This window comes from Synechococcus sp. A15-60 (genome assembly GCF_014280095.1).
GTDB lineage: Bacteria > Cyanobacteriota > Cyanobacteriia > PCC-6307 > Cyanobiaceae > Synechococcus_C.
On the sequence record NZ_CP047933.1, the window covers coordinates 656,084 to 679,553 of the forward strand.

A 23,470-nucleotide genomic window follows, 5' to 3' on the forward strand; every position below is an offset into this window, starting at 1 on the left:
GCTGAAGTCTGCAAAAGATTCAGCTTCGGTTGAATCGGAAAGCCCCCTCTCACGAGGGGGCTTTTTGTTGGCTGATGCGTTGAACGACTGAACCGCGTTGAGGACGCTCCCACTGGGTGCTGCGTCGACGGGCCTCGGCAAAACCAGGCGCAACAATGGTTGTTGGGAGCAGATCTATTTGCATCTCAGAGAAGCTGTTGAGGTTTAGCGTTCTTTCGGAGACCGATTGATCGGAAGGAGACCAATCCAGCAATGTGAGCGAGGCCGGTGAGGTGACGCTGCTGCCGATCAGTCGCCGCGGTCCGCTGCCCATCGCGCCAAGGCTCAGCAGTCGAAGCCCCAGAGCCTCAGCGGGATACCAGGCATGGTGATGACCCGAGATCACGAGATCCACCCCGGCTTCGCGTAGCTCAGCAGCCAGCGATGCGGCGTTGAAGATGCATTCGCCAGCGCGTGCCCGGCCCTGGCTAAAGGCCGTTATGGGGAGATGGCCCACAACAAGGCAAAGGTCATCGCTCTGACGCTGCGGTGACTTCAACGTGCGGGAAAGCCATTGCCGCTGAGCACTGCTCACAGTTGCGGATGAGGCATCCATCACGACGAGAAAAAGACCTGGTTCATGCCAGGCGTACTGAAATGGAAAGTTCTCCCCTGCCGTGAGCCCTGATGGCAGCTCCTGCTGATGCTTGTTCCAAAACAGTGAGGCCTGCTGCCGCTCCCGCGCATAGATCCAGCGGCCTTGAGATCGTTGACTTGATGCGTCGTGATTTCCCATCGCTGGAAGTAGGGGAATGCCAGCCTCCTGCAGTGGCCGTCGCACGAAGGTCTCAAAGCCTTCCCACATCGCTGCGAGCTGGTGGTCGGAGAGCGATGTTTTTTGGCCCGCGACCATGTCTCCGGCGCAAATCACCAGGTCGGGCTTCTGCTGCAACAGAAGGTTCACGCCTCGTCCAACGCTGGCGCCATAGCTGGTGCTGCCGTACGAGCTGTTGAGATCGCTGATCAGCCCAATCCTGAGGCGCTCTGCTTGGAGTTGGGGAGGGCTGGTTGGTTCGGAAAGATGTGGTTGCGAAACCCCTTGTCTCAACAGGAGCTCCAAGGCCGAGCCCGACGCAGCGGCGCCGGCCATGAGCCGCAGAAAGTCTCGCCGTCCGGGCTGCTTCATCGGCTGAGCTTATGCCTGAATGCAGCCCATGCCATCAGCTGAGACTGAAGCTGAACACGATTCAGCTTGAGTTGAATCACCAAGCCCCCGCCGAGCAGGTGGCTTGGTGATTCCTTTGCAGGACCATGAAACCCTTGAAGACAGTTGTTTCGCGTCGCAAGGTGGTTCGCTTGATTTCAGCTGATGTGGCTCAATATTGAAGGGTCTTGGATTTTTAAACCAGAGAATTGAATGACATCAAGCCTTTGCCTGGCGTCAATCCAGGCCTAACTCCTTGATGGGAAGGCGAGCCGGCTCTTGCCAAGGTCTACAGAGAGTGTCAGCAGTGAGGGATTGAAAGTGATCGTTTTACAGGTTTGTTTTTGCTTTTTAAGATTGCGCCTGCTTGTTTTTCGCTTTTGCCTGGTTTTTCAGTGCAAAGATTGGACGATTGCTTGGTTTAAAGCGCCTTCGATGGGCTCTGAAACTCTGTGCATTGCACTGGGTGCGGCTTTGGCGAATTCAGACCATCACCACCGATCAAGCCATGGCTGATGTCAGGGTTGCTGATCTTCGGTCAACTCTTGTGTGGTTGGTTTGGGTTGTGCTTCCGCTTCCATGGTCAATGGCCCTGAGTCTTGGGTGAGCCCACGCTCATCTCCTGACTGAGCATCATCCCCTGTGATTGCCTCGGTTGGCGACGGTGCGGGAGCTTCTGGGATCGGTGGAGGGCTCAGTAGCTGTCGGGCTTCAGGGCTGTTTTCGTTGGGTTGTTCTTTGGGACCGACGACATCCACTGCGGTGCGTTGAACCACCATCCTGAAGCGAATCGGTTGGCGGCGATTGATTTCCTCCTGCACTTTCGACACTTGTGTGAATGTGGGGCGGTTGGGGTCAGCGACACGCACAACCACACGAATCACCGGTGGGTTTTGATCCCAATCGATATCCACCCGCTCCACATCAACGGATTCAGGGTCTCCGAAGGTGAGGGTCTCCTTGGTCAGAAAGCGTTGAATGGTCCTTTGCACGATGTCTCTCGTGTTGTCTTTGCGGGCCTGCCCCAGCAGGCTCACAAAGCTGCTTCCCAGGGGAATTAACAACAGGCCTGTGAGCAGAAAACTGGCTGCACTCAGGTGACTGCGACGCAGTACATGGCGGAATTGCTGATCTTTCCAAGCCATCAGCATGAGGCCGCCAGTGAGGATCCCCAGCAGGTTGGTGGTGAAAAGCAGGCCAGCTCCGGAGGCCTCGCTCCAGCGCTGATGCGATAGCAGCAGACCCATGACACAGACCGGTGGCACGAGGGCGACGGCAATGGCTGTTCCTGCCACGGAACTCACCGCATCACTGCGCAATTTGGCGTAGGTCGCCAATCCCCCAGCCACGAGGGCAATGCCTAGATCCAGCAGGTTGGGCTCGGTCCTGGTCAGGACTTCTGCTCCGAATTTGGGGAGACCGGCCACCAAACCCAGGATCAACGACAGCAGCGTGGTGGTGGATACCCCCACCAGCAGAGTCCTGAGCGATCGTCCCAACAACCGCACCTCCCCAAGGAGAATGGCGAAGGCAGCAGCCCGCAGCGGTGTGATCCAAGGGGCAACCACCATCGCGCCGATCACCACAGCAGCGCTGTTGGCAAGCAGCCCCAGCGTGGCGATCAGACTTGCCCCCACGCTCAGCACAAGAAACACCTCATTCAGCTCTGCATCACGCATGTGACTGCGATGCAGTCGCTTGAGCTTCCTGCTGGACAAGCTGTCCGCGTTCATGGAGTGTCAGACGGTCAGTGCAGTTTGGTCTGTCTGACCCAACGATTCGCCCCAATTGCAGGGATCATTCCAAGCCGATGACCTGACTTGAACAGGCGACCCACGCTTTACGAAAGCGTTGCTCTACCAGCTGAGCTACATCGGCGTCCCTAGGAAATTAACATTCGAGGCCCCGCAAAATCCTTTTGAACGACGGACCTGGTGGAGATTCGCGCTTGGATCCCGCTTTGCGTAAGAGGCTTCTGGAGGAGTCTCGTACGCCATGGAGAGGCCTGCGCCGCTTGCTCTGGCTGGCGTTGTTTGCGTCCGGTGGCCTAGGCCTTTTTGTGATGACCTTCCGCCTCTCCGCCGGGGATCAAGTTGTCATCAGTGACCTCACCATCCAGGTCGGGGCCGTCGTCCTCTTCGGCTTCCTGCTCTGGTTCGATCGATCCAGAGACAGCTGATTTCAGCGATTCGGCATCGTCAGCCGAGTCTGCAGGTTCCTGTGAGGGTTCAGCGTCTGCCGCAGGGTCGTCTGTTTTCGGCTCCTCGGTCGCAGGTTGTTCTGGTTCGGGCTCTTCAGGTTCGGATTGGTCCGGTTCGGCGCTGTCCGGTTCAGTCGCCGCTTCAGGCCTGCTACTGAGGTCGTCAGTCGCGCTCAACGCGGGCCCGTCCTCTTCCGAGCAGATGGATGCTGGCGTTTCGGGGTCCTCGGCTTCAAGGGCGTCAGCTTTGGGGGCTTCGGCGTTGTCTGTGAGCTCCGGACTAGCGTCGGCGTTGTCTTTGGGAGTGTCCGTCCCTGACTCTCCTGTTTCGAGCTCTTCTGGTTCAGCCGCCGTTTCAGACCTGCTGCTGGGGTCGTCAGTCGCGCGCAACGCGGGCTCGTCCTCTTCGGAGCTGATGGATGCTGGCTTTTCGGGATCTTCGGCTTCGAGGGCGTCAGCTTTGGGGGCTTCGGTGGTGTCTGCGAGCTCCGCTGCTGCTTCGGGCTCACTGGCATCAGCGGTGGAGTCGTCGACGCCAGCAGCTGCCGCGGTTGGGGCTGGATCGGGGGTTTCGGGGGCCGGCCATTCGAGGGCAGGTAGTTGCAGGATGCTCAGCCCGAACGACACGGTGCGATCACGCAATTCAGCTTCGCTGATTGGCTTGATCTTTTCAAAGGCCTGGTCTGGTTGCGTGAGAAGCCAGATCGACTGCCAGAGCTGTTGCCACTGCCAGAGCATCAAGGTGAGGAGGGGACCTGCCAGCAGAAGCGCAGTCAGACGACTGTCATTGGCTAGCGGTGACATCTGAGTGACCAGGAGGGCCGATCGGTCGATGCTCCAGAAGCTCAGCAGCAGGAGTGTCATCCCCAGAACAAGAGTCGCCTTCAGGGCAAGTGTCTGAGGTAATGCGCTGATGCGCCGTTGATCAGGACTCCGCCCAGGCAGGGGAAGACGAACCAAGAGCATGGAGCCCCAGTCCGCAGGGCGTCGCCATAACAGGAGGCCCGGTCCGATGACCGCCAGTCCCCAGATCAGAAGGCGTTCGAGAGCCGGGACTGGACCCAGCGCAGGTCCTGCAAGCAGAAGCCTGAGCAGCTCGAGCTCCAGGGGAATGACGGCAACGGCCATCAACTGGAGCCAGAGCAGTGGCTCTCGGCGCGTGATCATCAGGTGGTGAGCTTGCGACGCTGAGTCACCATCTTGAAGGCTTCGATGCGATCACCGTCTTGCCAGTTGGCAAAGCGATCGGTTCCCACCCCGCATTCGAAGCCCGTGGCCACTTCTTTGACGTCGTCCTTGTTGCGTCGCAGCGAGTCGAGATCGCCTGCGTACACGATCTCTTTGCCGCGATGCACGCGCACCTTGCAATTGCGCTGCAGTTTGCCGGTGGTGACGTAACAACCCGCCACAGCGCTCTTGCCGATGGTGAACACAGCACGCACCTCGGCTTCGCCCAATGCTTCCTCCACCAGTTCCGGTTCGAGCAGACCTTCCATCGCCAGCTGAATGTCTTCCAGCAGCTTGTAGATCACGTCGTAATCGCGAACGTCGACGCCATTGGCATCAGCAGCTTTTTTGGCACCCGATGCCATGGACGTGTTGAAGCCAATGATCACCGCGCCAGACGCAGCGGCCAGGTCCACATCGGTTTCGGTGATTTCTCCTGGTGCGGAGAGCAGAACACGAACCTGGACTTCATCCTTGGGCAGTTGTTCCAGGGATCCGAGGATGGCTTCCACGGAGCCCTGCACATCGGCTTTGAGGATGAGGTTGAGCTCTTTGAGTTCTCCTTCATTGGCTTGGCCGGACATCGCGGTGAGCGACACCCTGCGAGACGCCATCTGCTGAGCGAGACGTGTGGCACGCGCATCGGAAGCCCGATCGCCCACCACGGCTCTCGCCGATTTCTCATCCGCATAGACCTCGAACTCATCACCGGCGGTAGGCACTTCGCTGAAACCGAGCGCCTCCACGGCACAGGACGGACCCGCATCTTTGAGGCGCAGACCGGCGTCATCCACCATGGCGCGCACCTTGCCGAGCACGGGGCCAGCTGCCACCACATCACCGGTGCGCAGGGTGCCGTTCTGAACCAACAGCGTTGCCACAGGGCCTTTGGCCTTGTCGAGGTGGGCTTCGATCACGGTGCCACGTGCCATGCGATCGGGGTTGGCTTGAAGGTCTTCGACCTCGGTGACGAGCAGAAGCATCTCCAGGAGCTTGTCGATGTTTTCGCCCTTGATGGCACTCACAGGCACCATCACCACATCACCACCCCACTCCTCGGCCAGAAGATTTTGCTCGGAGAGCTCCTGTTTGACGCGGTCAGGAGAGGCGCCTTCTTTGTCGATCTTGTTGATCGCCACCACGATCGGTACTTCCGCCGCACGGGCGTGGCTGATGGCTTCCAAGGTCTGAGGACGTACGCCGTCATCAGCTGCCACCACAAGAACGGCAACGTCGGTGACTTTGGTGCCACGGGCACGCATGGCCGTGAAGGCTTCGTGACCCGGTGTATCCAGGAAGGTGAGCTTGCGGGCCTGGTCGTTGTGCTCAATTTCCACCTGGTAAGCACCAATGTGCTGTGTGATGCCACCGGCCTCGCCTGCGGCAACGCGAGCCTTGCGGATGGCATCCAGCAGGCTGGTTTTGCCGTGGTCGACATGGCCCATCACGGTGACGACGGGTGGGCGTCGGATCAGGTGCTCGCGATCGGCTTCCTCGATCATCTCGACGGTCTTCTTGGCCGCCTCCTCCACGTCGTCCTGGAGAACCGGTACACCGAATTCCTCGGCCACAGTCTCGATGGTGGGCATATCCAGGGTTTGGGTGACCGTGGCGATGATTCCTTTAAAGAAAAGGGATTTGATGATTTCGGAGCTTTCCACGCTGAGCATGTCGGCCAGCTCCTGCACCGTGAGGTTGTCCTCCGGCACAACGATCATTTCTGGACGTACCTGTTTGGCTTCGCGTGCTGCTCGCAATTCCATGGCTCGGCGACGTTGACGCTGACGTGCCGTTTCCTTGCGACGCTTGCGCATCGCTGCCACCGGTTTCGGTGTGGTTCTTTGCTGCGACTTGGGCTTGGCAGGACGAGCCAAGCTCGCCGACAAGACCATGTTCTCCTGCTCGCCAGCGAACCCACCGGTTTGCGCTGCGAGTGAATCATCGTTCTCACCGATGATGTGAACCTTCTGGCGCTGCTTCTGTGGCGAGCGGTTGCGGAGTGCTTCCAGCTTGGCGCTGTCATCCCAGTCGGGACGACCGGGACGGCGCTGGCCGCCTGGGCCTGCGCCCGGACGGAATCCAGGTCGTCGCGGTGCATTGGCCGGAGACGGAGGGGTCGGCCGAGTGGAGGGTGGTGTGGCCTTGGGACCATCACCACGAGGGCTGACGGGGGTTCCATCAGGACGACGTGGTGGAGGAACCGCCGGACGACCCGTGGGCTTCTGCAGCTGCATGAGCTCACCAGGTGCGACCGGTTTGCGCATACCTGATGGCATGGCAGGCCGATTGCCAGCAGCGCCGCCGCGCTGTCCACCGCCGGGCCGGCCTGCATCACCGCGATTGCCGCTGCCATCACGGCGAATTGGTTTCCCAACCAGCTCCAGGGTGTTGCCGGGCCTTCCGGCCCCAGGGCGGCCGGCAGGAGAGCCAGGGCGGGAGGGGGCTCCGGGCCGTTGCGAACCGGCTGGACGCTGAGGGGATCCGGAGCGCTGCCCGCCTGCCGGGACCGGACGGGGTGCACCAGGACGCGCAGGAGCACCCGGTCGTGCAGGTGCACCTTGGCGTTTCGGCTGGGGACGGCCCACTAATTCCGGTCGGGTTGGCCGCTGCGGAGGTGGCGCAGTTCTGTTGATCGGTGATTTGGGCTGGGGTCGTGTCGGCGGTGGTGCCGAGGGACGTGCACCGTCAGCGGGCCCACGGCGAATCGGGGCTGCGCTGCGCGGTTTGGCTGCAGGACTGGGTGCTGTGGGACGTGCCGGCGGAGCAGTCGGTCGACTGGCGGTCCTGTTGGGCGCCGGCGCAGCAGCAGGTCGCGGGGTGGGTTGCTGCGGGGCACCAGACCGGCGCTCCACTGGTTTCTGTGCCGGTTGCTGGCGAACAATCGTTTGCTGGCGAGCGACCGGTTTTTGCGGGGCTCTCTTCTGGGGAGCCGTGACCTGTGGGGCGGAAGGTTTGGCCGGTGACGCTGGTCGTGCTGGGGGCTTCTGTGCCGTAGCCCGGTTTGGAGCAGCTGGCGTGGCAACGGGCTTTTCAGCGACGGGCCGTGGCTGTGTCGGTTTGGCCGGTGCTGCTGTCGGCGTGTCAGCGGCTTTCTTCACCGACAGGATGGCTTTGACAGGAGCAGGTTTGGTTGGAGCTGAGGTCGCGTTGGATCCACCACCGCTCTTGAGCAGGGTGCGGATCTTGCCTGCTTCGGATTCGCTGATCGAGCTGCTGTGACTCTTGGCCGCAATGGACAGCTTCTCAGCGGCATCCAGCACGTCTTTGTTGTCCAGGCCCAGGTCCTTGGACAGCTCATAGATTCTGACTTTGCCGCTGCTGGTCATTCAGGTCTCCGGTCGGTCCGCGCACGAGGTGCTCGGGGCGCCACACATGGTGGTGCCAGTGTTCATCTTGCCTCAGCGTCTGATTCCGTGTCGGATATCAGTCGCTCTCTCAGCTCCTCAAGCACGCTGTCAGGCACCTGGCATCGCAGGGCTTTCGGCAGGCGTTTGCGGCGCTGTGCTTCCTCAAGACAGCTCTCCTTTGGACAGAGGTAGGCCGAACGCCCCATGCCCTGATCCAGGAGAACCCCGTTCTGATGGTCGCGGATGACTCGCCAGAGCAGGCTGCGATCCAGCAGCTCGCGACAGGCGACACAACGACGCAGGACGGGGCGAACGTCGTTCACCGGGCTCCTTCCTCGGTTGCTTCCTCGGCAGTCATCTCTTCGGCACTGGCCTCATCAGCAGTTGCGCTGTCAGCTTCGGTTCCCAGATCGGCCTCGGCGGCTGTTTCCATCTGAGCCTGCTCTTCGTAGGTCTCGGATTCGGCAGCTGCGGCCAGCTCCTCGGCTCCATAGTCCTCTTCATCTTCCGGAAGCGGATACAACTCACGGAGACGCGCATCTTCTTCAGCGCGTGCGGCCTGTTCAGCAGCCAGACGTTCCTCCGCTTCGCGTTGGAGGGCTTCCTCCTGTTCACGCTGGGCAATCAATTCTGAGACGACCGCATCTTCCGAGGCCTGGTCGTATTCGCTGGCGTTCTTGATGTCGATCTTCCAGCCGGTCAGACGGGCTGCCAGACGAACATTTTGACCTTCACGACCGATAGCCAAACTCAACTGATCCGGTGGAACCAACACGTGAGCATGCTGACCGACGGGATCGACAAGTCTCACCACATCGACCCGTGCTGGGCTGAGGGAGTTGGCGATGTACTGCGCTGGGTCCTGTGACCAGCGGATGACGTCAATTTTTTCTCCACGCAGTTCATTTACAACCTGCTGGATGCGCGAACCACGCGCACCGATGCAGGCACCCACGGGGTCGACTTCGCGTTCGATGCTGTCCACGGCGACCTTGGTGCGAGGACCCACGGAGCGAGAGGGGGGATTGGCTTCCCGAGCCACCGCCACGATGCGGACCGAACCCTCCTGAATTTCGGGAACTTCGTTTTCGAAGAGATACACCACCAAGCCGGCATTGGCTCGGCTCACAAAGAGTTGGGGGCCACGCCTTGGAACCTCGCTGACCTCTTTGAGGAAGACCTTGAATGTCGCGTTGGCGCGATAGTTGTCGTTGGGGAGCTGGTCACGACGCGGCAGCTCGGCTTCCACTTCTGGGCGCCCGAGTCCAGAACTCACCGCCATGATCACGGATTGGCGTTCGAAGCGGATCACCCTCGCAGTCAGAACGGGATCTTCCAGATCTGCGAATTCTTCCTGGATCATGCGCCGCTGCTGATCCCGCAGCTTCTGGGCCAGCACCTGTTTGGTGGTGGCGGCTGCCATCCGACCAAAATCCTCTTTTTCCGGCGTGACGTCGAGAACAACCGTGTCGCCGGCCTGTGCGTCCTCCGCCACCTGCATCACCTCAGCCAGCGCAATTTGGTGGTCCTCGCTTTCCACCTCATCAACAATGATTTTGCTGGCCAGCACCCGATAGCCCTCCTCGTCCAGGTCGAGGGCAACATCGAAGTTGCTGAAATACTCCTCATCAAACGGGTCTTCACCGATTCCCAGGTAAAGGGTGCGGCGGTAGCGCTCATATCCCTTAAGTAGGGCTTCCCTTAGAGCGGCTTCTACCACCTGAGGCGGGAGTTTTTTCTCCTCGCTGATGTCATCGATCAGGTTGGTGAGGCCAGGAAGAAGAACGAGTGCCATGGCAGACGCGAGAGGAGGGAAAGGAGAGGGGTATCTGAGCGGTAATTGCGATCAGTTCAGCCGGTGGGGCTGGTGAGTTCGACGCTGATCACTGAATCCCGTGGGATGCGTTTGACCCGGCCGCGCATGTTGATCTGGACGTGATCTGCGGTGCGCTCCAGCAATGTCCCTGACTGACGTTGCTCGTGACCGTTGCCGTCTGTGTAGACAACGTCCACGGGGTAGCTCCGAAAGGTTTGAAAGTCTCTGTCTGACTGGAGACGGTCTCCGATGCCGGGACTGCTGATTTCCAGAACATACGCCTCCGTGAGCAGCGAGGATCCTTCGATGGCCTCGCCCATCGGGGCGCTGAAGCCAGCGCAGTCGTCCAGGGAAACATCCTCACCATTGCTGCAACGGATTTGGATCTGCAGCGTCATCGGTTGAAGGTGGGTCAGTACCTGGACGCTGACCATTTCAAAACCATGGCGTTCGGCGGTGGCCGATGCCAGGGTCGTTAGATCCGGCAGAAGAGGATGAGGCAAGGAGAGGTTGAGGGTGGTCTCGGGCTTTGGCCCGATGGTTGATGCAGTGATCACCCTCCCGAAGAGAGGAACTCAACGGGCCTAACAGCAATCTACGGGATGGCGGAACCCGAGCTGATCCGCCACCTGACGGTGATGTCAGAGGCCCTGGGAAACTCAGGCTCCAGCTGCGGATTCCAGCTTTTCTAGCAGTACATCAACGGGTATTTGGCTTGAAAAGCGACAAGCACAGGTTTCGCTGGCATCCAAGCTGCCGTGCTCCCAGTATTTGTTGCTGCCAGTTCCCCCTCCGCAGAAGCCGTAATAGTCACACTCCTGTTTGCATCGCTCCATCCCCGAATTCATATCGTTGAGCAATGTCTGAAAGACGTCACTTTTCGTGGCTTCGATCAGTGAGAGATCGCGGATGTTGCCCAAATTGAATAAACCGTATCGCTCTGTTTCGACGGAGAGAAGCTCTGGATCAAAGGTGGAGAAGTTGCCTTTGGCATCCACGCTCAGAATGGAATATGGCCGATTCATCTCGTTCTGACGCAGACGCTGCCCCCCAGCGATCATCCCCATCACCTGCTCAAATTCACGCACCTTGACGGGGAATCCATCCCTTTGATTGCAAGACCAGAATTTGGCGAGGAAGGCCCGATAACGCTGCTCTTTCTCCTCGCCTTGCATGGACGAACTGAGGTTGACGCCTTCCTGCTCCTCCACATTGAAACCGACATGCAGGATGTCCTCGTCCCGGAAGAAGGCATACATCCGCTCCGGTTGATCCAAAGCGTCTGCCGTTAAAACGGAGATGGCATGAATCGGAATGTTCCGTTCGCGCAACTTGCGAATGCCACGCATGGTCATGCCATGGGAACCTTTGCCGTTGCGGAAGCGACGATGGCTGTTGTGAATGTCCTCCGGACCGTCCACACTGACGCCAACAACAATGTCGTTACGTTCGAAGCAGTCACACCATTCGTCATTGATCAATGTGGCATTGGTTTGAACATGTTGTTCAACGACCACGCCTTGATTTTGGAGCTCCGACGTTTGTTGGTGGATCAGTGATGTCGCGCGGTCGTAAAAGTGCGTGGGCAGGGTTAACGGTTCGCCGGCATGCCAGAGGATTGATAGGTGTGGGCCCCAGAACGGACTCTCATAAATCCGTTTGAGCAGCAGAGGGAGCTGCTGCTCAAGGTCGAAGATGTTCCTCCGCTGGCGATCCGGCAGATAGCAGTAACTGCAGTCGAGATTGCAGAGCGACGTCGACTGGATCACCAGCAGACCGATCGGGCCATAATCGGAATGGTTCACCAATTGGCAAATCCGCCGCGGTATCCGTTGGCAAAGCCGCCGCCGCCGTTGCGGAAGCCGCCGCCATTGAGGAAGCCGCCGCCGTTGCCGAAACGACGTCCACCGTTACCCCAGGCGCGACCATTGCCATTGCCCCAGGCTCGGGCGATGACTTCATCGCCGGCAATGCCGTGTTGCTCCAGAACGGCCCAGGCCTCGGGGCTCATGCGCTCGATGCGCTGCTCGAGCGTGTTGCCAAGATCAGGCGCGCTGTGCACAGCGGCCTGCGCTGATTCGCAGAGGGCAGCACTCGTGGCCAGAACGGCGGCGAGGCTGAGAAGACTGGTCTTGTTCATGGTTAAAGATGCGGAAAATCTGAAGCAGTCAAAATCAGGATTGCTTGGAGAATTCAGCGGATGTGGAGAGCACGATCGAGAAGAAGCTGCCGATTTGGTCGTCGCTCAGACCAACGCTGCTGCCTTTACCGATCCATTGGTTGATGGCTGAGCGCACTTCGGTGTTGTCGTTGATGTAAGAGGAGAGCAGGCGACCGATGGCCAGGTTGCTGATGTTGAGCAGCTTCGGCGTGGTGTCGGCCACCACACAGGCGATGCTCGAACGTGCGTAAGGCAAGGTCGGCACCAGGGCTGCATCCGGTGCGGTTGCTGCCTGATTGGCTCTCAGCCAGAGGGTGTTTCCGCCCAGAAATTCGATGCTGCCGTCTTTCATGGCGGACAAGGCATCGCCTGGGCTGTCGAAGAACTTCAAGGTGGCGTTGTCCACCGATGACGCCAGCACCGATGAGGCGAGGGTGTCTTTCACCACGCCGACAGTTTCGCCGTTGAGGCTCTCAGGTGTGCCGTCATTACCGGCTGGGGCAAGCACCCTGACGCCACCCATCGCGAACGGGAGTGTGTAGGTGAGAGTGCGCTGGCGCTGCCAGCTGAAGTCAACACCGCAGGCGATGTCTGCGTCGCCAGAACGAATTTTATCGAGCCCTTCGGTAGGGGAATTCACGGCCACAGGCTCGATGGAGACGTCCTTGTCCTTTCTCAGAGGCGAGACGTTGATCTGGTCGCGAATCGCATCCAGCACCACGAAGGACAATCCGTCATACCCGTCGCCATTTTTTTCGACCATCGGCAACGCGTCGCCGATCACCACAGCACGCAGCTTGCCTGTGTCGTAAACGCTGGCGGACGTGGCTGTATGGGTTGAGCTCGACGCTGCGTTCTGGGAAGTAACCAGAGCAATCGAAGACAGAGCGATCAGGCCCGTTGCGGCCGTCTTGATCAGGCGCATGGTGAAAACCCGTTAGATCCGTTTCGCTACCTCTAGACACGCCGCTGGAAAGCGTCCACGCGTGTGTGGACAAAACCTGCCCAACACGGATCAGGATCAGGGCATGCTGTCGCCGATTTGAATGGCGTCGATTTCCTCAAAACCATCTCCTGGACGACAGTCTCCGCGGAGCTCGGGGTCCTGATTGATGCATCGGCTGCGCTGCGCATCGCTCTTGAGGTACTGACACACCCTGGCCCAAAGTTTGCTGCGGCTGCCAGGGGTGCCGCGGCTGAAGATCACCCGATCGGCTGGCCCACCTTGACCATGGATCTCAACCTCACAAAGAGGGCAACGCTCACGTTGATCAGTGGCAAGGCTCATCGAATCGGGGCGGAATTGTGCGGACACTAGTGCTGGATCTCGACCCATGAAGCTTGCTGACGGCTGGGGTGCAACCTGATGGTGCTGCCGAGGATGGGGTTTTCCGTCGCAGCGAGGAGAAACCGCATCTGTGGATGCTGCTCGCTGGATCCTCGTTCTGTACCGCTTATCACGGAAGGACAGCCCTAGCGTGCACCGAGAGCTTGCGCCTCCAGCTGTGCTTCAAGGTTCGTCGTTCTCTTCGCTGATTGTCCGCTGGTTCGCCGTGTTGTCAGCGATCGTTCTGACCGTGGGGCCCCCTGTGGAGGCGGCCTCTACACCAGTCCCAGGCCCCCACAGCTTTGTGGCTGATGCTGTGCGCAATGTGGCTCCCGCGGTCGTTCGCATTGACACCGAACGTGTTGTGGAGCGACAACCCTTTGATCCCAACTTGATTGATCCTCTGTTGCGTGACCTGCTTGGGGAGCCGGGCTACGGCCCCGAGCGTCAACGGGGGCAAGGGTCAGGCGTGATCATCGACCGAGAAGGCCTGGTACTCACGAATGCCCATGTTGTGGAGCAGGTGGAGGATGTCGGCGTCACTCTTGCCGACGGAGAGCAGCGCGATGGGGTGGTTGTCGGCCGTGACCCGATCACGGATCTGGCACTGGTGCGTCTGAAGGGCGAGGCTCCTCCGAAGCCGGCCCGTCTGGGTGATTCCGATGCCTTGGATGTCGGTGATTGGGCCATTGCTCTGGGCACTCCCTACGGATTGGAGCGAACCGTCACCCTTGGGATCGTCAGCAGCCTGCATCGCAACATCAGCAGTCTTGGCTTCAACGACAAGCGACTGGATCTGATTCAGACGGATGCGGCCATTAATCCTGGTAATTCAGGTGGCCCCTTGGTCAATGCCGAGGGGCGTGTGATCGGGATCAACACCCTGGTGCGCTCGGGTCCTGGCGCCGGTCTTGGTTTTGCGATCCCCATCAACCTCGCGAGGCGCGTGGCTGATCAGCTGCAGGAGGCTGGTGAAGTGGTCCACCCCTATTTGGGCTTGCAGCTGGTGCCACTCACCGCACGAATCGCCAGAGAACACAACAGTGACCCCAACGCGTTGGTGGAATTGCCGGAACGTTCTGGTGCACTGGTCCAGTCGGTTCTGCCGGATAGTCCTGCCCAGCGAGCCGGGCTGCGTCGAGGTGACCTGGTGGTGAAGGCCGGCGAAGTGCCGGTTGCCGACCCCCAGACACTCCTCCAGCAAGTGGATCAAGCCGAGCTTCACCGGCCCTTGCCGCTTCAGATCATTCGCGGTCAGAAAGATCTCCAACTCTCAGTCGAGCCAGAGCCCCTGCCAGGGTTCAGTTAAGACCCTTGCTACGGTCGCGCCGGACTAATCCTGCGTGATGTCAGATCTTCAGAACCAGATGAAGCGGGCCGTCGCCGAGGCGGCGGTCGAACAATTCCGTGATGGCATGGTTGTCGGTCTGGGGTCCGGTTCGACGGCGGCTGTGATGATTCAGGGCCTAGGTCAGCGACTGGCGTCAGGGCAGCTCAAAGACATCGTTGGGGTGACGACATCCTTCCAGGGTGAGGTGCTGGCTGCGGAGTTGGGGATCCCCCTCCTCAGCCTCAATGCCGTAGACCGAATCGATCTGGCCATTGACGGTGCGGATGAAGTTGATCCCTCTTTTCAGCTGATCAAGGGCGGCGGTGCCTGTCACGTTCAGGAAAAGCTGGTGGCGGCTCGCGCGGATCGTTTCATCGTCGTGGTGGATTCCACCAAGTTGGTGGACCGCCTCAACCTTGGGTTTCTGCTGCCGGTTGAGGTGTTGCCTGGAGCCTGGCGTCAGGTGCAGCAGCAATTGACCGGCATGGATGGTGCAGCCGAGCTGCGCATGGCGCAACGCAAGGCTGGACCTGTGGTGACTGACCAGGGCAATCTCGTTTTGGATGTGCGTTTCAACGGTGGAATTGCTGATCCTGTGGCCCTCGAACGCGAGATCAACAACATTCCCGGAGTGCTTGAGAACGGCCTGTTCGTCAACATCGTCGATGACGTGCTGGTCGGTGAGGTCAGCGATGGTGTCGCCGGTGTGCGCAGCCTCGAGAAGGCTGGTTGATCTCAGTTCAGGCGTACGCGGACAGAATTGGCATGGCTGTGCAGCCCTTCACTGCCAGCCAGCTCAATCACAGCCCCCCCGGTCGCTTCCAGGGCCTCCCTGCTGAACTCGATCATCGAGGTGTGGCGCATGAAGGTCTCCACGCTTAAGGCGCCGCTGTAGCGGGCTGATCCACAGGTGGGGAGTGTGTGGTTCGGGCCTGCCAAGTAATCACCAACCGCCTCAGGACTCCAGGGGCCAATGAAGATGGCGCCGGCCTGCTGGATCCGGTCGGCGAGCATCCGGGGCCGTTCGACCAACAGTTCCAGATGTTCGGGAGCAAAGCGATCGCTCAGGCAGGCGCATTCCTCAAGGCTGTCGCAGACCACCACCAGGCCCCATGCTTCCAGCGACTGACGGCAGATCTGTTCGCGTGGATGCCCTGCGAGCTGTCGTTCCAGTTCCGCTGGCAGGGCATCAGCAAGGCCCTGCGATGTGGTGAGCAAGATTGCAGCAGCCAGGGGGTCATGCTCTGCCTGAGCTAAGAGGTCTGAGGCCACTTGGGTCACGGAGGCCGAGGCATCGGCGATCACCAGCACTTCACTGGGGCCTGCGAGCGAGTCGATACCGACCTGGCCGTAGACCAGCTTCTTTGCAAGGGTGACGTAAAGATTTCCAGGGCCACTGATCACGTCGACCCGGGGAATGGACTGTGTGCCGAAGGCAAGGGCGGCAATCGCCTGAGCCCCACCCACTCTGTACACCTCCTGAACGCCGGCGAGATGGGCAGCTGCCAGAACCGTTCTGTTGACGGTTCCATCAGGGCTTGCGGGGGTGACCATCACCACCCGCCCGACCCCGGCTGCCTTGGCAGGCACCGCGTTCATCAGCACAGTGCTGGGATAAGACGCCCGCCCGCCAGGGATGTATAGGCCTGCTGCCTGCACCGGCCGCCAGCGGCGACCGAGCTGTTCTCCGTGGACCCCCTTGACGTCGAGATTCTGAGGCTTCTGGCGCTGATGAAAATCCTGGATGCGGCGGTGCGCCAGCTCCAGGGCATCTCTCAGATTGGCGGGAGTCTGATCCCAGGCCTGATGCAACTCTGTCGGAGAGACCTGAAGAGGCTCAGGCCGGAACCCATCGAACTGCTCGGTGAGCGCCATCACTGCCTCATCCCCGTCGTTGCGCACCTGGTCGAGGATCGATTCCACAGTGGTGGTCGCGTCCTGCTGGGTTGACCCGGTGGTGCGTCTGGAAATCAGGTCGAGCTGGTGTTCAGCATCAGCTGTGTTGTGGAGACACCTGGGCAGTCCGGATTGGATTGAATCAGTGCTCAGGGTGCTCATCAACGCCCAGCGTCATGTTTGGGCACGCTAAGGCCCACCGGGTGATGTGATGGTGAAGAGAGGGGGGTGCGTTATGGTTGCAGATTGTCGATCTGAAATCCGGCTCTGTGGCCAATAACAAGTCATCAAAGAAGCGCGTCGAGATCGCTGAGCGCAATCGCCTCCAGAACAAGGCTTACAAGTCCGCCATGCGCACTCTCATGAAGCGCTGCTTCAGTGCTTGTGATGCCTACACCGCTACTCCAGGCGATGAAGCCAAGGCCACTGTTCAATCCAGCCTGAATGCGGCCTTCAGCAAAATCGACAAGGCGGTCAAGCGCGGCGTTCTGCATCGCAACAGCGGTGCCCATCAGAAAGCACGTCTCAGTGTGGCGGTGAAGAAGGCCATCGATCCAGCTCCGACGACCGCCGGCTGATTCCAGTCGCTTTAAAAGCAAGTCGAAGGCCCATCCCTGCAAAATGGATCCTGAAGGCGCGTTTCAGGATCCAATGGCCATCCCGGCATTGATTGACAGTCACTGTCACATCGTCTTCCGCAACTTTGAAGAAGACCTCGACGAGGTCGCAACCCGCTGGCGACAGGCTGGTGTTAAGTCGTTGTTGCATGCCTGTGTCGAGCCCAGCGAGATCCCTGCGATCCGCGCCCTTGCCGATCAGTTTCCTGAAATGCGTTACTCGGTGGGGGTGCATCCTCTGGATACCGAGCATTGGCGCGAGGACACGCCCGAGGTTCTGCGGCAGGCGGCTCAAGCTGATGCCCGTGTGGTGGCCATCGGCGAGCTCGGGCTGGATCTCTTCCGCGACAAGAATCTGGATGAGCAACTCGCGGTTCTTCGTCCCCAGTTGGATTTAGCGGTCGAGCTCGATCTCCCCGTGATCGTGCACTGCCGCGATGCGGCCGATCCGATGTTGAAGGAATTGCGTCGGCGTCAAGAGAAGGGGGAGTGCCCGCGAGGCGTGATGCACTGCTGGGGTGGCACCCCCGATGAAATGGACCAATTCCTCGAACTGGGTTTCTTCATCAGTTTCAGTGGCACCGTGACCTTCCCCAAGGCCACGCCTACGCATGACTGCGCCCGGCAGGTTCCGCAGGATCGTTTCTTGGTCGAGACGGATTGTCCGTTTCTGGCCCCCGTGCCACGGCGCGGAAAACGCAATGAGCCTGCGTTTGTGGCTTCCGTCGCAGCGCGTGTGGCCGAATTAAGGGAGCAGTCTTTGGAGCAGGTGGCTGAAGACACCACGGCCAACGCCCGTCGACTCTTTGGTCTTCCTTGAGTTGGTCAAGGAATCGTGCACGAAAGTGTAAGATGATTTATTGGCCTGGCCAAGCACGGTTTTCTGTGCTTGGGCTCCCGAAGCGTCCATTACCGTCCGGTGCATTGACGACGTCAGCTGTTCTGACCCGAGTCTTCTGAAGCCAGTGATCACGGTGGTTGTCCCTCCCCGTGGGGATGACCACCGTTGTGTTGGCTGCCAGTTTCGAGTTTGAGCCGCTGCCTACTTCAGGCCCCTCTGTCCCCTCTGATACCTGCAGGTCTCCGCATGAGCAGCAGCGCGATTCAGGTCGCCAAGACCGCTACCTATCTGCCCGATCTGGTGGAGGTTCAGCGTGCCAGTTTCAAGTGGTTCTTGGAGAAAGGTCTGATCGAGGAGCTTGAGAGCTTCTCCCCGATCACCGATTACACCGGCAAGCTCGAATTGCATTTCGTCGGTAGCGAGTACCGATTGAAGCGTCCGCGCCACGACGTCGAAGAAGCCAAGCGTCGTGATGCCACTTTTGCATCACAGATGTATGTGACCTGTCGTCTGGTTAACAAGGAAACCGGCGAAATCAAGGAGCAGGAAGTCTTCATTGGTGAGCTCCCGTTGATGACCGAACGGGGAACGTTCATCATCAATGGCGCTGAGCGTGTGATCGTCAACCAGATTGTTCGCAGCCCTGGTGTCTATTTCAAAGATGAAATGGACAAGAATGGCCGTCGCACCTACAACGCCAGCGTTATTCCAAACCGAGGAGCCTGGCTAAAATTTGAAACTGACAAGAACGATCTGCTGCATGTTCGTGTCGACAAAACCTGCAAAATCAATGCCCACGTGCTCATGCGCGCGATGGGTCTGTCTGATAACGATGTGATCGATAAACTCCGCCACCCGGAGTATTACAAAAAGTCGATTGATGCCGCTAACGATGAAGGCATCAGTTCTGAGGATCAAGCGCTTCTTGAGCTGTACAAGAAGCTTCGCCCCGGTGAACCTCCCTCGGTCAGCGGCGGTCAGCAGCTGCTGCAGACCCGCTTTTTCGATCCCAAGCGCTACGACCTCGGTCGTGTGGGCCGCTACAAGATCAACAAAAAGCTGCGCCTCACCATTCCTGATTCGGTGCGCACCCTCACCCATGAGGACGTGCTCTCCACTTTGGACTACCTAATCAACTTGGAGCTGGATGTCGGCGGCGCCAGCCTGGATGACATCGACCACCTCGGCAACCGTCGTGTCCGCTCGGTCGGTGAGCTGTTGCAGAACCAGGTCCGTGTTGGCCTCAACCGGCTCGAGCGGATCATCAAAGAGCGGATGACTGTGGGTGAGACCGACTCCCTCACCCCTGCTCAGCTGGTGAATCCCAAACCTCTGGTGGCGGCCATCAAGGAGTTCTTTGGCTCCAGCCAGCTGAGTCAGTTCATGGACCAGACCAACCCTCTGGCAGAGCTCACCCACAAGCGCCGCATCTCAGCTCTCGGCCCCGGTGGTCTGACTCGTGAGCGTGCCGGTTTCGCCGTTCGTGATATCCACCCATCCCACTACGGCCGTCTCTGCCCCATTGAGACGCCTGAAGGTCCCAATGCTGGCCTGATCAACTCCCTGGCCACCCACGCCCGGGTCAATGAATATGGATTCATCGAGACCCCGTTCTGGAAAGTTGAGAACGGACGGGTTTTAAAGGAGGGTGATCCGATCTACCTCTCGGCTGATTTGGAGGATGAATGCCGTGTCGCCCCAGGCGATGTGGCCACCGACAGTGATGGTTCGATCCTCGCTGATCTGATTCCCGTCCGCTACCGCCAGGACTTCGAGAAAGTCCCTCCTGAGCAGGTGGATTACGTGCAGCTCTCACCGGTTCAGGTGATCTCCGTTGCAACTTCTCTGATTCCGTTCCTGGAGCACGACGACGCCAACCGTGCGTTGATGGGCTCCAACATGCAGCGTCAGGCAGTGCCTCTGCTGCGCCCTGAGCGTCCCTTGGTGGGCACTGGGCTTGAAACCCAGGTGGCACGCGACTCCGGCATGGTGCCGATTTCACGGGTCAACGGCACCGTCACCTTTGTGGACGCCACGGCGATCGTGGTGCAGGACGACGATGGCAATGATCACAATCATTTCCTTCAGAAGTACCAGCGCTCCAACCAAGACACCTGCCTGAATCAGCGTCCGATCGTTCGTCAAGGCGACCGCGTCATTGTTGGTCAGGTACTAGCCGATGGCTCGGCCTGTGAAGGCGGTGAGATCGCCCTGGGTCAGAACGTTCTGATCGCTTATATGCCCTGGGAGGGATACAACTACGAGGACGCGATTCTCGTCAGCGAGCGTCTGGTGAACGATGACCTCTACACCTCGGTGCACATCGAGAAGTACGAGATCGAAGCCCGTCAGACCAAACTCGGCCCTGAAGAGATCACCCGCGAGATTCCCAACGTTGCGGAGGAGAGTCTCGGCAACCTGGATGAAATGGGCATCATCCGGATCGGCGCTTTCGTCGAAAGCGGCGACATCCTGGTGGGCAAAGTGACGCCCAAGGGTGAGTCAGACCAGCCGCCGGAAGAAAAACTCCTGCGCGCAATCTTCGGTGAGAAGGCAAGGGATGTGCGCGACAACTCCCTGCGTGTTCCCAGCACCGAGCGCGGTCGCGTCGTCGACGTGCGGATCTACACCCGAGAGCAGGGTGATGAGCTACCCCCTGGCGCCAACATGGTGGTGCGTGTCTACGTGGCCCAGCGTCGCAAGATCCAGGTCGGCGACAAGATGGCTGGCCGTCACGGCAACAAAGGCATCATCAGCCGCATCCTTCCTCGGGAGGACATGCCTTATCTGCCCGATGGCACCCCCGTCGACATCGTGCTGAATCCCCTGGGTGTTCCCAGCCGGATGAACGTCGGTCAGGTGTTCGAGCTGCTAATGGGCTGGGCTGCCGCCAACCTCGATTGCCGCGTCAAGGTGGTTCCCTTCGATGAGATGTACGGCGCCGAGAAGTCGCAGCAGACCGTTGAGGCCTACCTCAAGGAAGCAGCCAAGCAGCCCGGTAAAGACTGGATCTACAACCCTGACGATCCCGGCAAGCTGCAGCTGATTGATGGCCGCACCGGCGAACCCTTCGACCAACCGGTGGCGGTGGGATATTCCCACTTCCTCAAACTGGTGCACCTGGTCGACGACAAGATCCACGCCCGCTCCACTGGCCCCTACTCCCTGGTGACTCAGCAGCCTCTCGGCGGTAAAGCCCAGCAAGGTGGACAGCGTCTTGGAGAGATGGAGGTGTGGGCACTGGAGGCCTATGGCGCTGCCTACACCCTTCAGGAGCTGCTGACGGTCAAGTCCGACGATATGCAGGGCCGTAACGAAGCCCTCAACGCGATCGTCAAGGGCAAACCGATCCCCCGCCCCGGTACGCCGGAATCTTTCAAGGTGCTGATGCGCGAGCTTCAGTCCCTGGGTCTCGACATCGCTGTGTTCACCGATGAAGGCAAGGAAGTTGACTTGATGCAAGACGTGAACCCACGTCGCAGCACGCCCAGTCGACCTACCTACGAATCCCTCGGCGTCGCGGATTACGACGAGGACTGACGGACCAACGAACGAACCGACAAACCGCTCCTTCTTCCTTAACCGTCAATGACCAACAGCAACCTCCGCACCGAGAACCACTTCGATTACGTCAAGATCACACTCGCATCACCCGATCGGGTGATGGAGTGGGGACAGCGCACCCTGCCCAACGGCCAGGTTGTCGGTGAGGTCACCAAGCCGGAGACCATCAATTACCGCACCCTCAAGCCCGAGATGGACGGGCTGTTCTGCGAAAAGATCTTCGGCCCTTCCAAGGACTGGGAATGCCATTGTGGAAAGTACAAGCGCGTGCGTCACCGGGGCATCGTCTGTGAGCGCTGCGGCGTGGAGGTCACCGAAAGCCGGGTGCGTCGTCATCGCATGGGCTTCATCAAACTGGCGGCACCCGTTTCCCACGTCTGGTACCTAAAGGGGATCCCCAGCTATGTGGCCATTCTGCTGGACATGCCCCTGCGGGATGTGGAGCAGATCGTTTACTTCAACTGCTATGTGGTCCTGGATCCCGGCGATCACAAGGATCTGAAGTACAAACAGCTGCTCACGGAAGACGAGTGGCTGGAAATTGAAGACGAGATCTACGCCGAAGATTCCGAGATTGAGAACGAGCCCGTGGTGGGCATCGGTGCCGAGGCCCTCAAGCAATTGCTGGAAGATCTCACCCTTGAAGAGGTGGCGGAACAGCTGCGCGAAGAGATCGCCGGTAGCAAGGGTCAGAAGCGGGCCAAGTTGATCAAGCGTTTGCGCGTGATCGACAACTTCATCGCCACCAACGCCCGTCCGGAATGGATGGTGCTGGACGTCATTCCGGTGATTCCCCCCGACCTGCGCCCGATGGTGCAGCTCGATGGTGGACGTTTTGCCACCTCCGACCTGAATGACCTCTACCGACGGGTGATCAATCGCAACAACCGTCTCGCAAGGCTTCAGGAAATCCTCGCTCCCGAGATCATTGTCCGCAACGAAAAGCGGATGCTGCAGGAAGCCGTCGATGCCCTGATCGACAACGGCCGTCGTGGCCGCACCGTGGTAGGCGCCAACAACCGTCCGCTCAAGTCATTGAGCGACATCATCGAAGGCAAACAGGGTCGTTTCCGTCAAAACCTGCTCGGGAAGCGTGTCGACTACTCCGGGCGTTCCGTGATCGTGGTTGGTCCCAAGCTCAAGATGCACCAGTGTGGTCTTCCCAAGGAGATGGCGATCGAGCTGTTCCAGCCGTTCGTGATTCATCGCCTGATCCGGCAGAACATCGTCAACAACATCAAGGCGGCCAAGAAGCTGATTCAGCGGGCCGATGATGAGGTGATGCAGGTGCTGCAAGAGGTGATCGAAGGACACCCGATCATGCTCAACCGTGCTCCGACGCTGCACCGTCTTGGTATCCAAGCGTTTGAGCCCAAGCTGGTGGATGGTCGCGCCATCCAGCTGCACCCCCTGGTCTGTCCGGCCTTCAACGCCGACTTCGACGGTGACCAGATGGCTGTCCACGTGCCTCTAGCGATCGAGGCGCAAACCGAGGCCCGCATGCTCATGCTGGCCAGCAACAACATCCTGTCTCCAGCCACCGGCGAACCGATCATCACGCCCTCTCAGGACATGGTTCTCGGTGCCTACTACCTCACAGCACTTCAACCGGAGATGGCACCGATCGACTTCGGTGATCGCAGCCGCACCTTCTCGGGTCTGGAAGATGTGATTCACGCTTTTGAAGACAAGCGTCTTGGCCTCCACGACTGGGTGTGGGTGCGCTTCAACGGCGAAGTTGATGACGATGACGAGCGGGATGAACCCGTGAGCAGCGAAACCCTGTCCGATGGCACACGTCTGGAGCAGTGGACTTTCCGCCGTGATCGTTTCGATGAAGACGGAGCCCTGATCAGCCGCTACATCCTCACGACCGTGGGACGTGTGGTGATGAATCACACGATCATCGACGCAGTGGCAGCCACCTGAACGTCACCCCTCAATCCGCTTCTCACCTTCCT

The 23,470-nt window shown here is 59.6% G+C and carries 18 protein-coding genes, 1 tRNA gene and 1 pseudogene; 7 read left to right on the forward strand and 13 right to left on the reverse strand.

Annotated elements, in window-relative coordinates; translation table 11 throughout:
* Positions 1-49: 49 nt before the first annotated feature.
* The 3 genes from SynA1560_RS03385 to SynA1560_RS03395 all read right to left on the reverse strand — a co-directional run bounded on the left by SynA1560_RS03385 (position 50) and on the right by SynA1560_RS03395 (position 3,061).
* A complete protein-coding gene (locus SynA1560_RS03385) occupies positions 50-1,165 on the reverse strand; it encodes a metallophosphoesterase (protein ID WP_186470263.1) in 1,116 nt (371 codons plus the stop codon).
* Between the two features lie 536 nt (positions 1,166-1,701).
* The gene (locus SynA1560_RS03390; RefSeq protein ID WP_186501171.1) at positions 1,702-2,916 is read right to left on the reverse strand and encodes a DUF389 domain-containing protein; all 1,215 of its coding nucleotides are present in this window, start codon (positions 2,914-2,916) and stop codon (positions 1,702-1,704) included.
* 72 nt (positions 2,917-2,988) lie between these two features.
* Positions 2,989-3,061, reverse strand: a tRNA-Thr gene (locus SynA1560_RS03395).
* Positions 3,062-3,197: 136 nt separating this feature from the next.
* Between SynA1560_RS03395 and SynA1560_RS03400 the strand changes: the two genes are divergently transcribed.
* Positions 3,198-3,362 carry a photosystem II assembly family protein gene (locus SynA1560_RS03400; protein WP_370523209.1) on the forward strand — a complete coding sequence of 55 codons (165 nt, stop codon included), beginning with the start codon at positions 3,198-3,200 and terminating at the stop codon, positions 3,360-3,362.
* Between the two features lie 630 nt (positions 3,363-3,992).
* Here the strand turns inward: SynA1560_RS03400 and SynA1560_RS03405 are convergent.
* The 9 genes and pseudogenes from SynA1560_RS03405 to SynA1560_RS03445 form a co-directional block, all read right to left on the reverse strand.
* Positions 3,993-4,550, reverse strand: a pseudogene (locus tag SynA1560_RS03405) (low-complexity tail membrane protein); the annotation flags it as partial.
* A complete protein-coding gene (gene infB / locus SynA1560_RS03410; RefSeq protein WP_186501172.1) occupies positions 4,550-7,936 on the reverse strand; it encodes a translation initiation factor IF-2 in 3,387 nt (1,128 codons plus the stop codon). The pseudogene SynA1560_RS03405 and the gene infB, both read right to left, overlap by 1 nt.
* Before the next feature lie 62 nt (positions 7,937-7,998).
* The gene (locus tag SynA1560_RS03415; protein WP_186501173.1) at positions 7,999-8,280 is read right to left on the reverse strand and encodes a YlxR family protein; all 282 of its coding nucleotides are present in this window, start codon (positions 8,278-8,280) and stop codon (positions 7,999-8,001) included.
* Positions 8,277-9,752, reverse strand: coding sequence for a transcription termination factor NusA (gene nusA, locus SynA1560_RS03420; protein WP_186501174.1), 1,476 nt, complete (start codon positions 9,750-9,752; stop codon positions 8,277-8,279). The genes SynA1560_RS03415 and nusA overlap by 4 nt, the downstream gene beginning before the upstream one ends.
* A gap of 56 nt (positions 9,753-9,808) precedes the next feature.
* A complete protein-coding gene (gene rimP, locus SynA1560_RS03425; protein ID WP_186501175.1) occupies positions 9,809-10,276 on the reverse strand; it encodes a ribosome maturation factor RimP in 468 nt (155 codons plus the stop codon).
* 156 nt (positions 10,277-10,432) lie between these two features.
* Positions 10,433-11,578, reverse strand: coding sequence for a cyclophane-forming radical SAM/SPASM peptide maturase GrrM/OscB (gene grrM, locus SynA1560_RS03430; RefSeq protein WP_186501176.1), 1,146 nt, complete (start codon positions 11,576-11,578; stop codon positions 10,433-10,435).
* Positions 11,575-11,913, reverse strand: coding sequence for a GrrA/OscA1 family cyclophane-containing rSAM-modified RiPP (gene grrA, locus SynA1560_RS03435; RefSeq protein ID WP_186470271.1), 339 nt, complete (start codon positions 11,911-11,913; stop codon positions 11,575-11,577). The genes grrM and grrA overlap by 4 nt, the downstream gene beginning before the upstream one ends.
* Before the next feature lie 34 nt (positions 11,914-11,947).
* On the reverse strand, positions 11,948-12,859 hold the full coding sequence (gene grrP / locus SynA1560_RS03440) for an extracellular substrate binding-like orphan protein GrrP (protein WP_186501177.1): 912 nt from the start codon (positions 12,857-12,859) through the stop codon (positions 11,948-11,950).
* Between the two features lie 96 nt (positions 12,860-12,955).
* Positions 12,956-13,270 carry a hypothetical protein gene (locus SynA1560_RS03445; RefSeq protein WP_370523179.1) on the reverse strand — a complete coding sequence of 105 codons (315 nt, stop codon included), beginning with the start codon at positions 13,268-13,270 and terminating at the stop codon, positions 12,956-12,958.
* 241 nt (positions 13,271-13,511) lie between these two features.
* Here SynA1560_RS03445 and SynA1560_RS03450 point away from each other — a divergent pair, with 241 nt between their 5' ends.
* Both SynA1560_RS03450 and rpiA read left to right on the forward strand, forming a co-directional pair.
* Positions 13,512-14,570: a trypsin-like peptidase domain-containing protein gene (locus tag SynA1560_RS03450; RefSeq protein ID WP_304623066.1), complete on the forward strand. Its 1,059-nt coding sequence runs from the start codon at positions 13,512-13,514 to the stop codon at positions 14,568-14,570.
* 37 nt (positions 14,571-14,607) lie between these two features.
* Entirely contained in the window at positions 14,608-15,324 is a 717-nt protein-coding gene (rpiA, locus tag SynA1560_RS03455; RefSeq protein ID WP_186501178.1) for a ribose-5-phosphate isomerase RpiA, read from the forward strand.
* 2 nt (positions 15,325-15,326) lie between these two features.
* Here rpiA and hisD read toward each other — a convergent pair whose 3' ends face one another.
* Positions 15,327-16,649: a histidinol dehydrogenase gene (gene hisD, locus SynA1560_RS03460; RefSeq protein WP_186501179.1), complete on the reverse strand. Its 1,323-nt coding sequence runs from the start codon at positions 16,647-16,649 to the stop codon at positions 15,327-15,329.
* A gap of 107 nt (positions 16,650-16,756) precedes the next feature.
* Here hisD and rpsT point away from each other — a divergent pair, with 107 nt between their 5' ends.
* The 4 genes from rpsT (at position 16,757) to SynA1560_RS03480 (ending at position 23,438) form a co-directional block, all read left to right on the forward strand.
* Positions 16,757-17,065, forward strand: a complete 309-nt coding sequence (rpsT, locus tag SynA1560_RS03465; RefSeq protein WP_186470989.1) for a 30S ribosomal protein S20 — start codon at positions 16,757-16,759, stop codon at positions 17,063-17,065.
* A gap of 73 nt (positions 17,066-17,138) precedes the next feature.
* A complete protein-coding gene (locus SynA1560_RS03470) occupies positions 17,139-17,924 on the forward strand; it encodes a TatD family hydrolase (RefSeq protein WP_186501180.1) in 786 nt (261 codons plus the stop codon).
* A gap of 267 nt (positions 17,925-18,191) precedes the next feature.
* The gene (gene rpoB / locus SynA1560_RS03475; protein WP_186501181.1) at positions 18,192-21,485 is read left to right on the forward strand and encodes a DNA-directed RNA polymerase subunit beta; all 3,294 of its coding nucleotides are present in this window, start codon (positions 18,192-18,194) and stop codon (positions 21,483-21,485) included.
* A 48-nt stretch (positions 21,486-21,533) separates the two neighbouring features.
* On the forward strand, positions 21,534-23,438 hold the full coding sequence (locus tag SynA1560_RS03480) for a DNA-directed RNA polymerase subunit gamma (protein ID WP_186470277.1): 1,905 nt from the start codon (positions 21,534-21,536) through the stop codon (positions 23,436-23,438).
* The last annotated feature ends 32 nt before the right edge of the window (positions 23,439-23,470 follow it).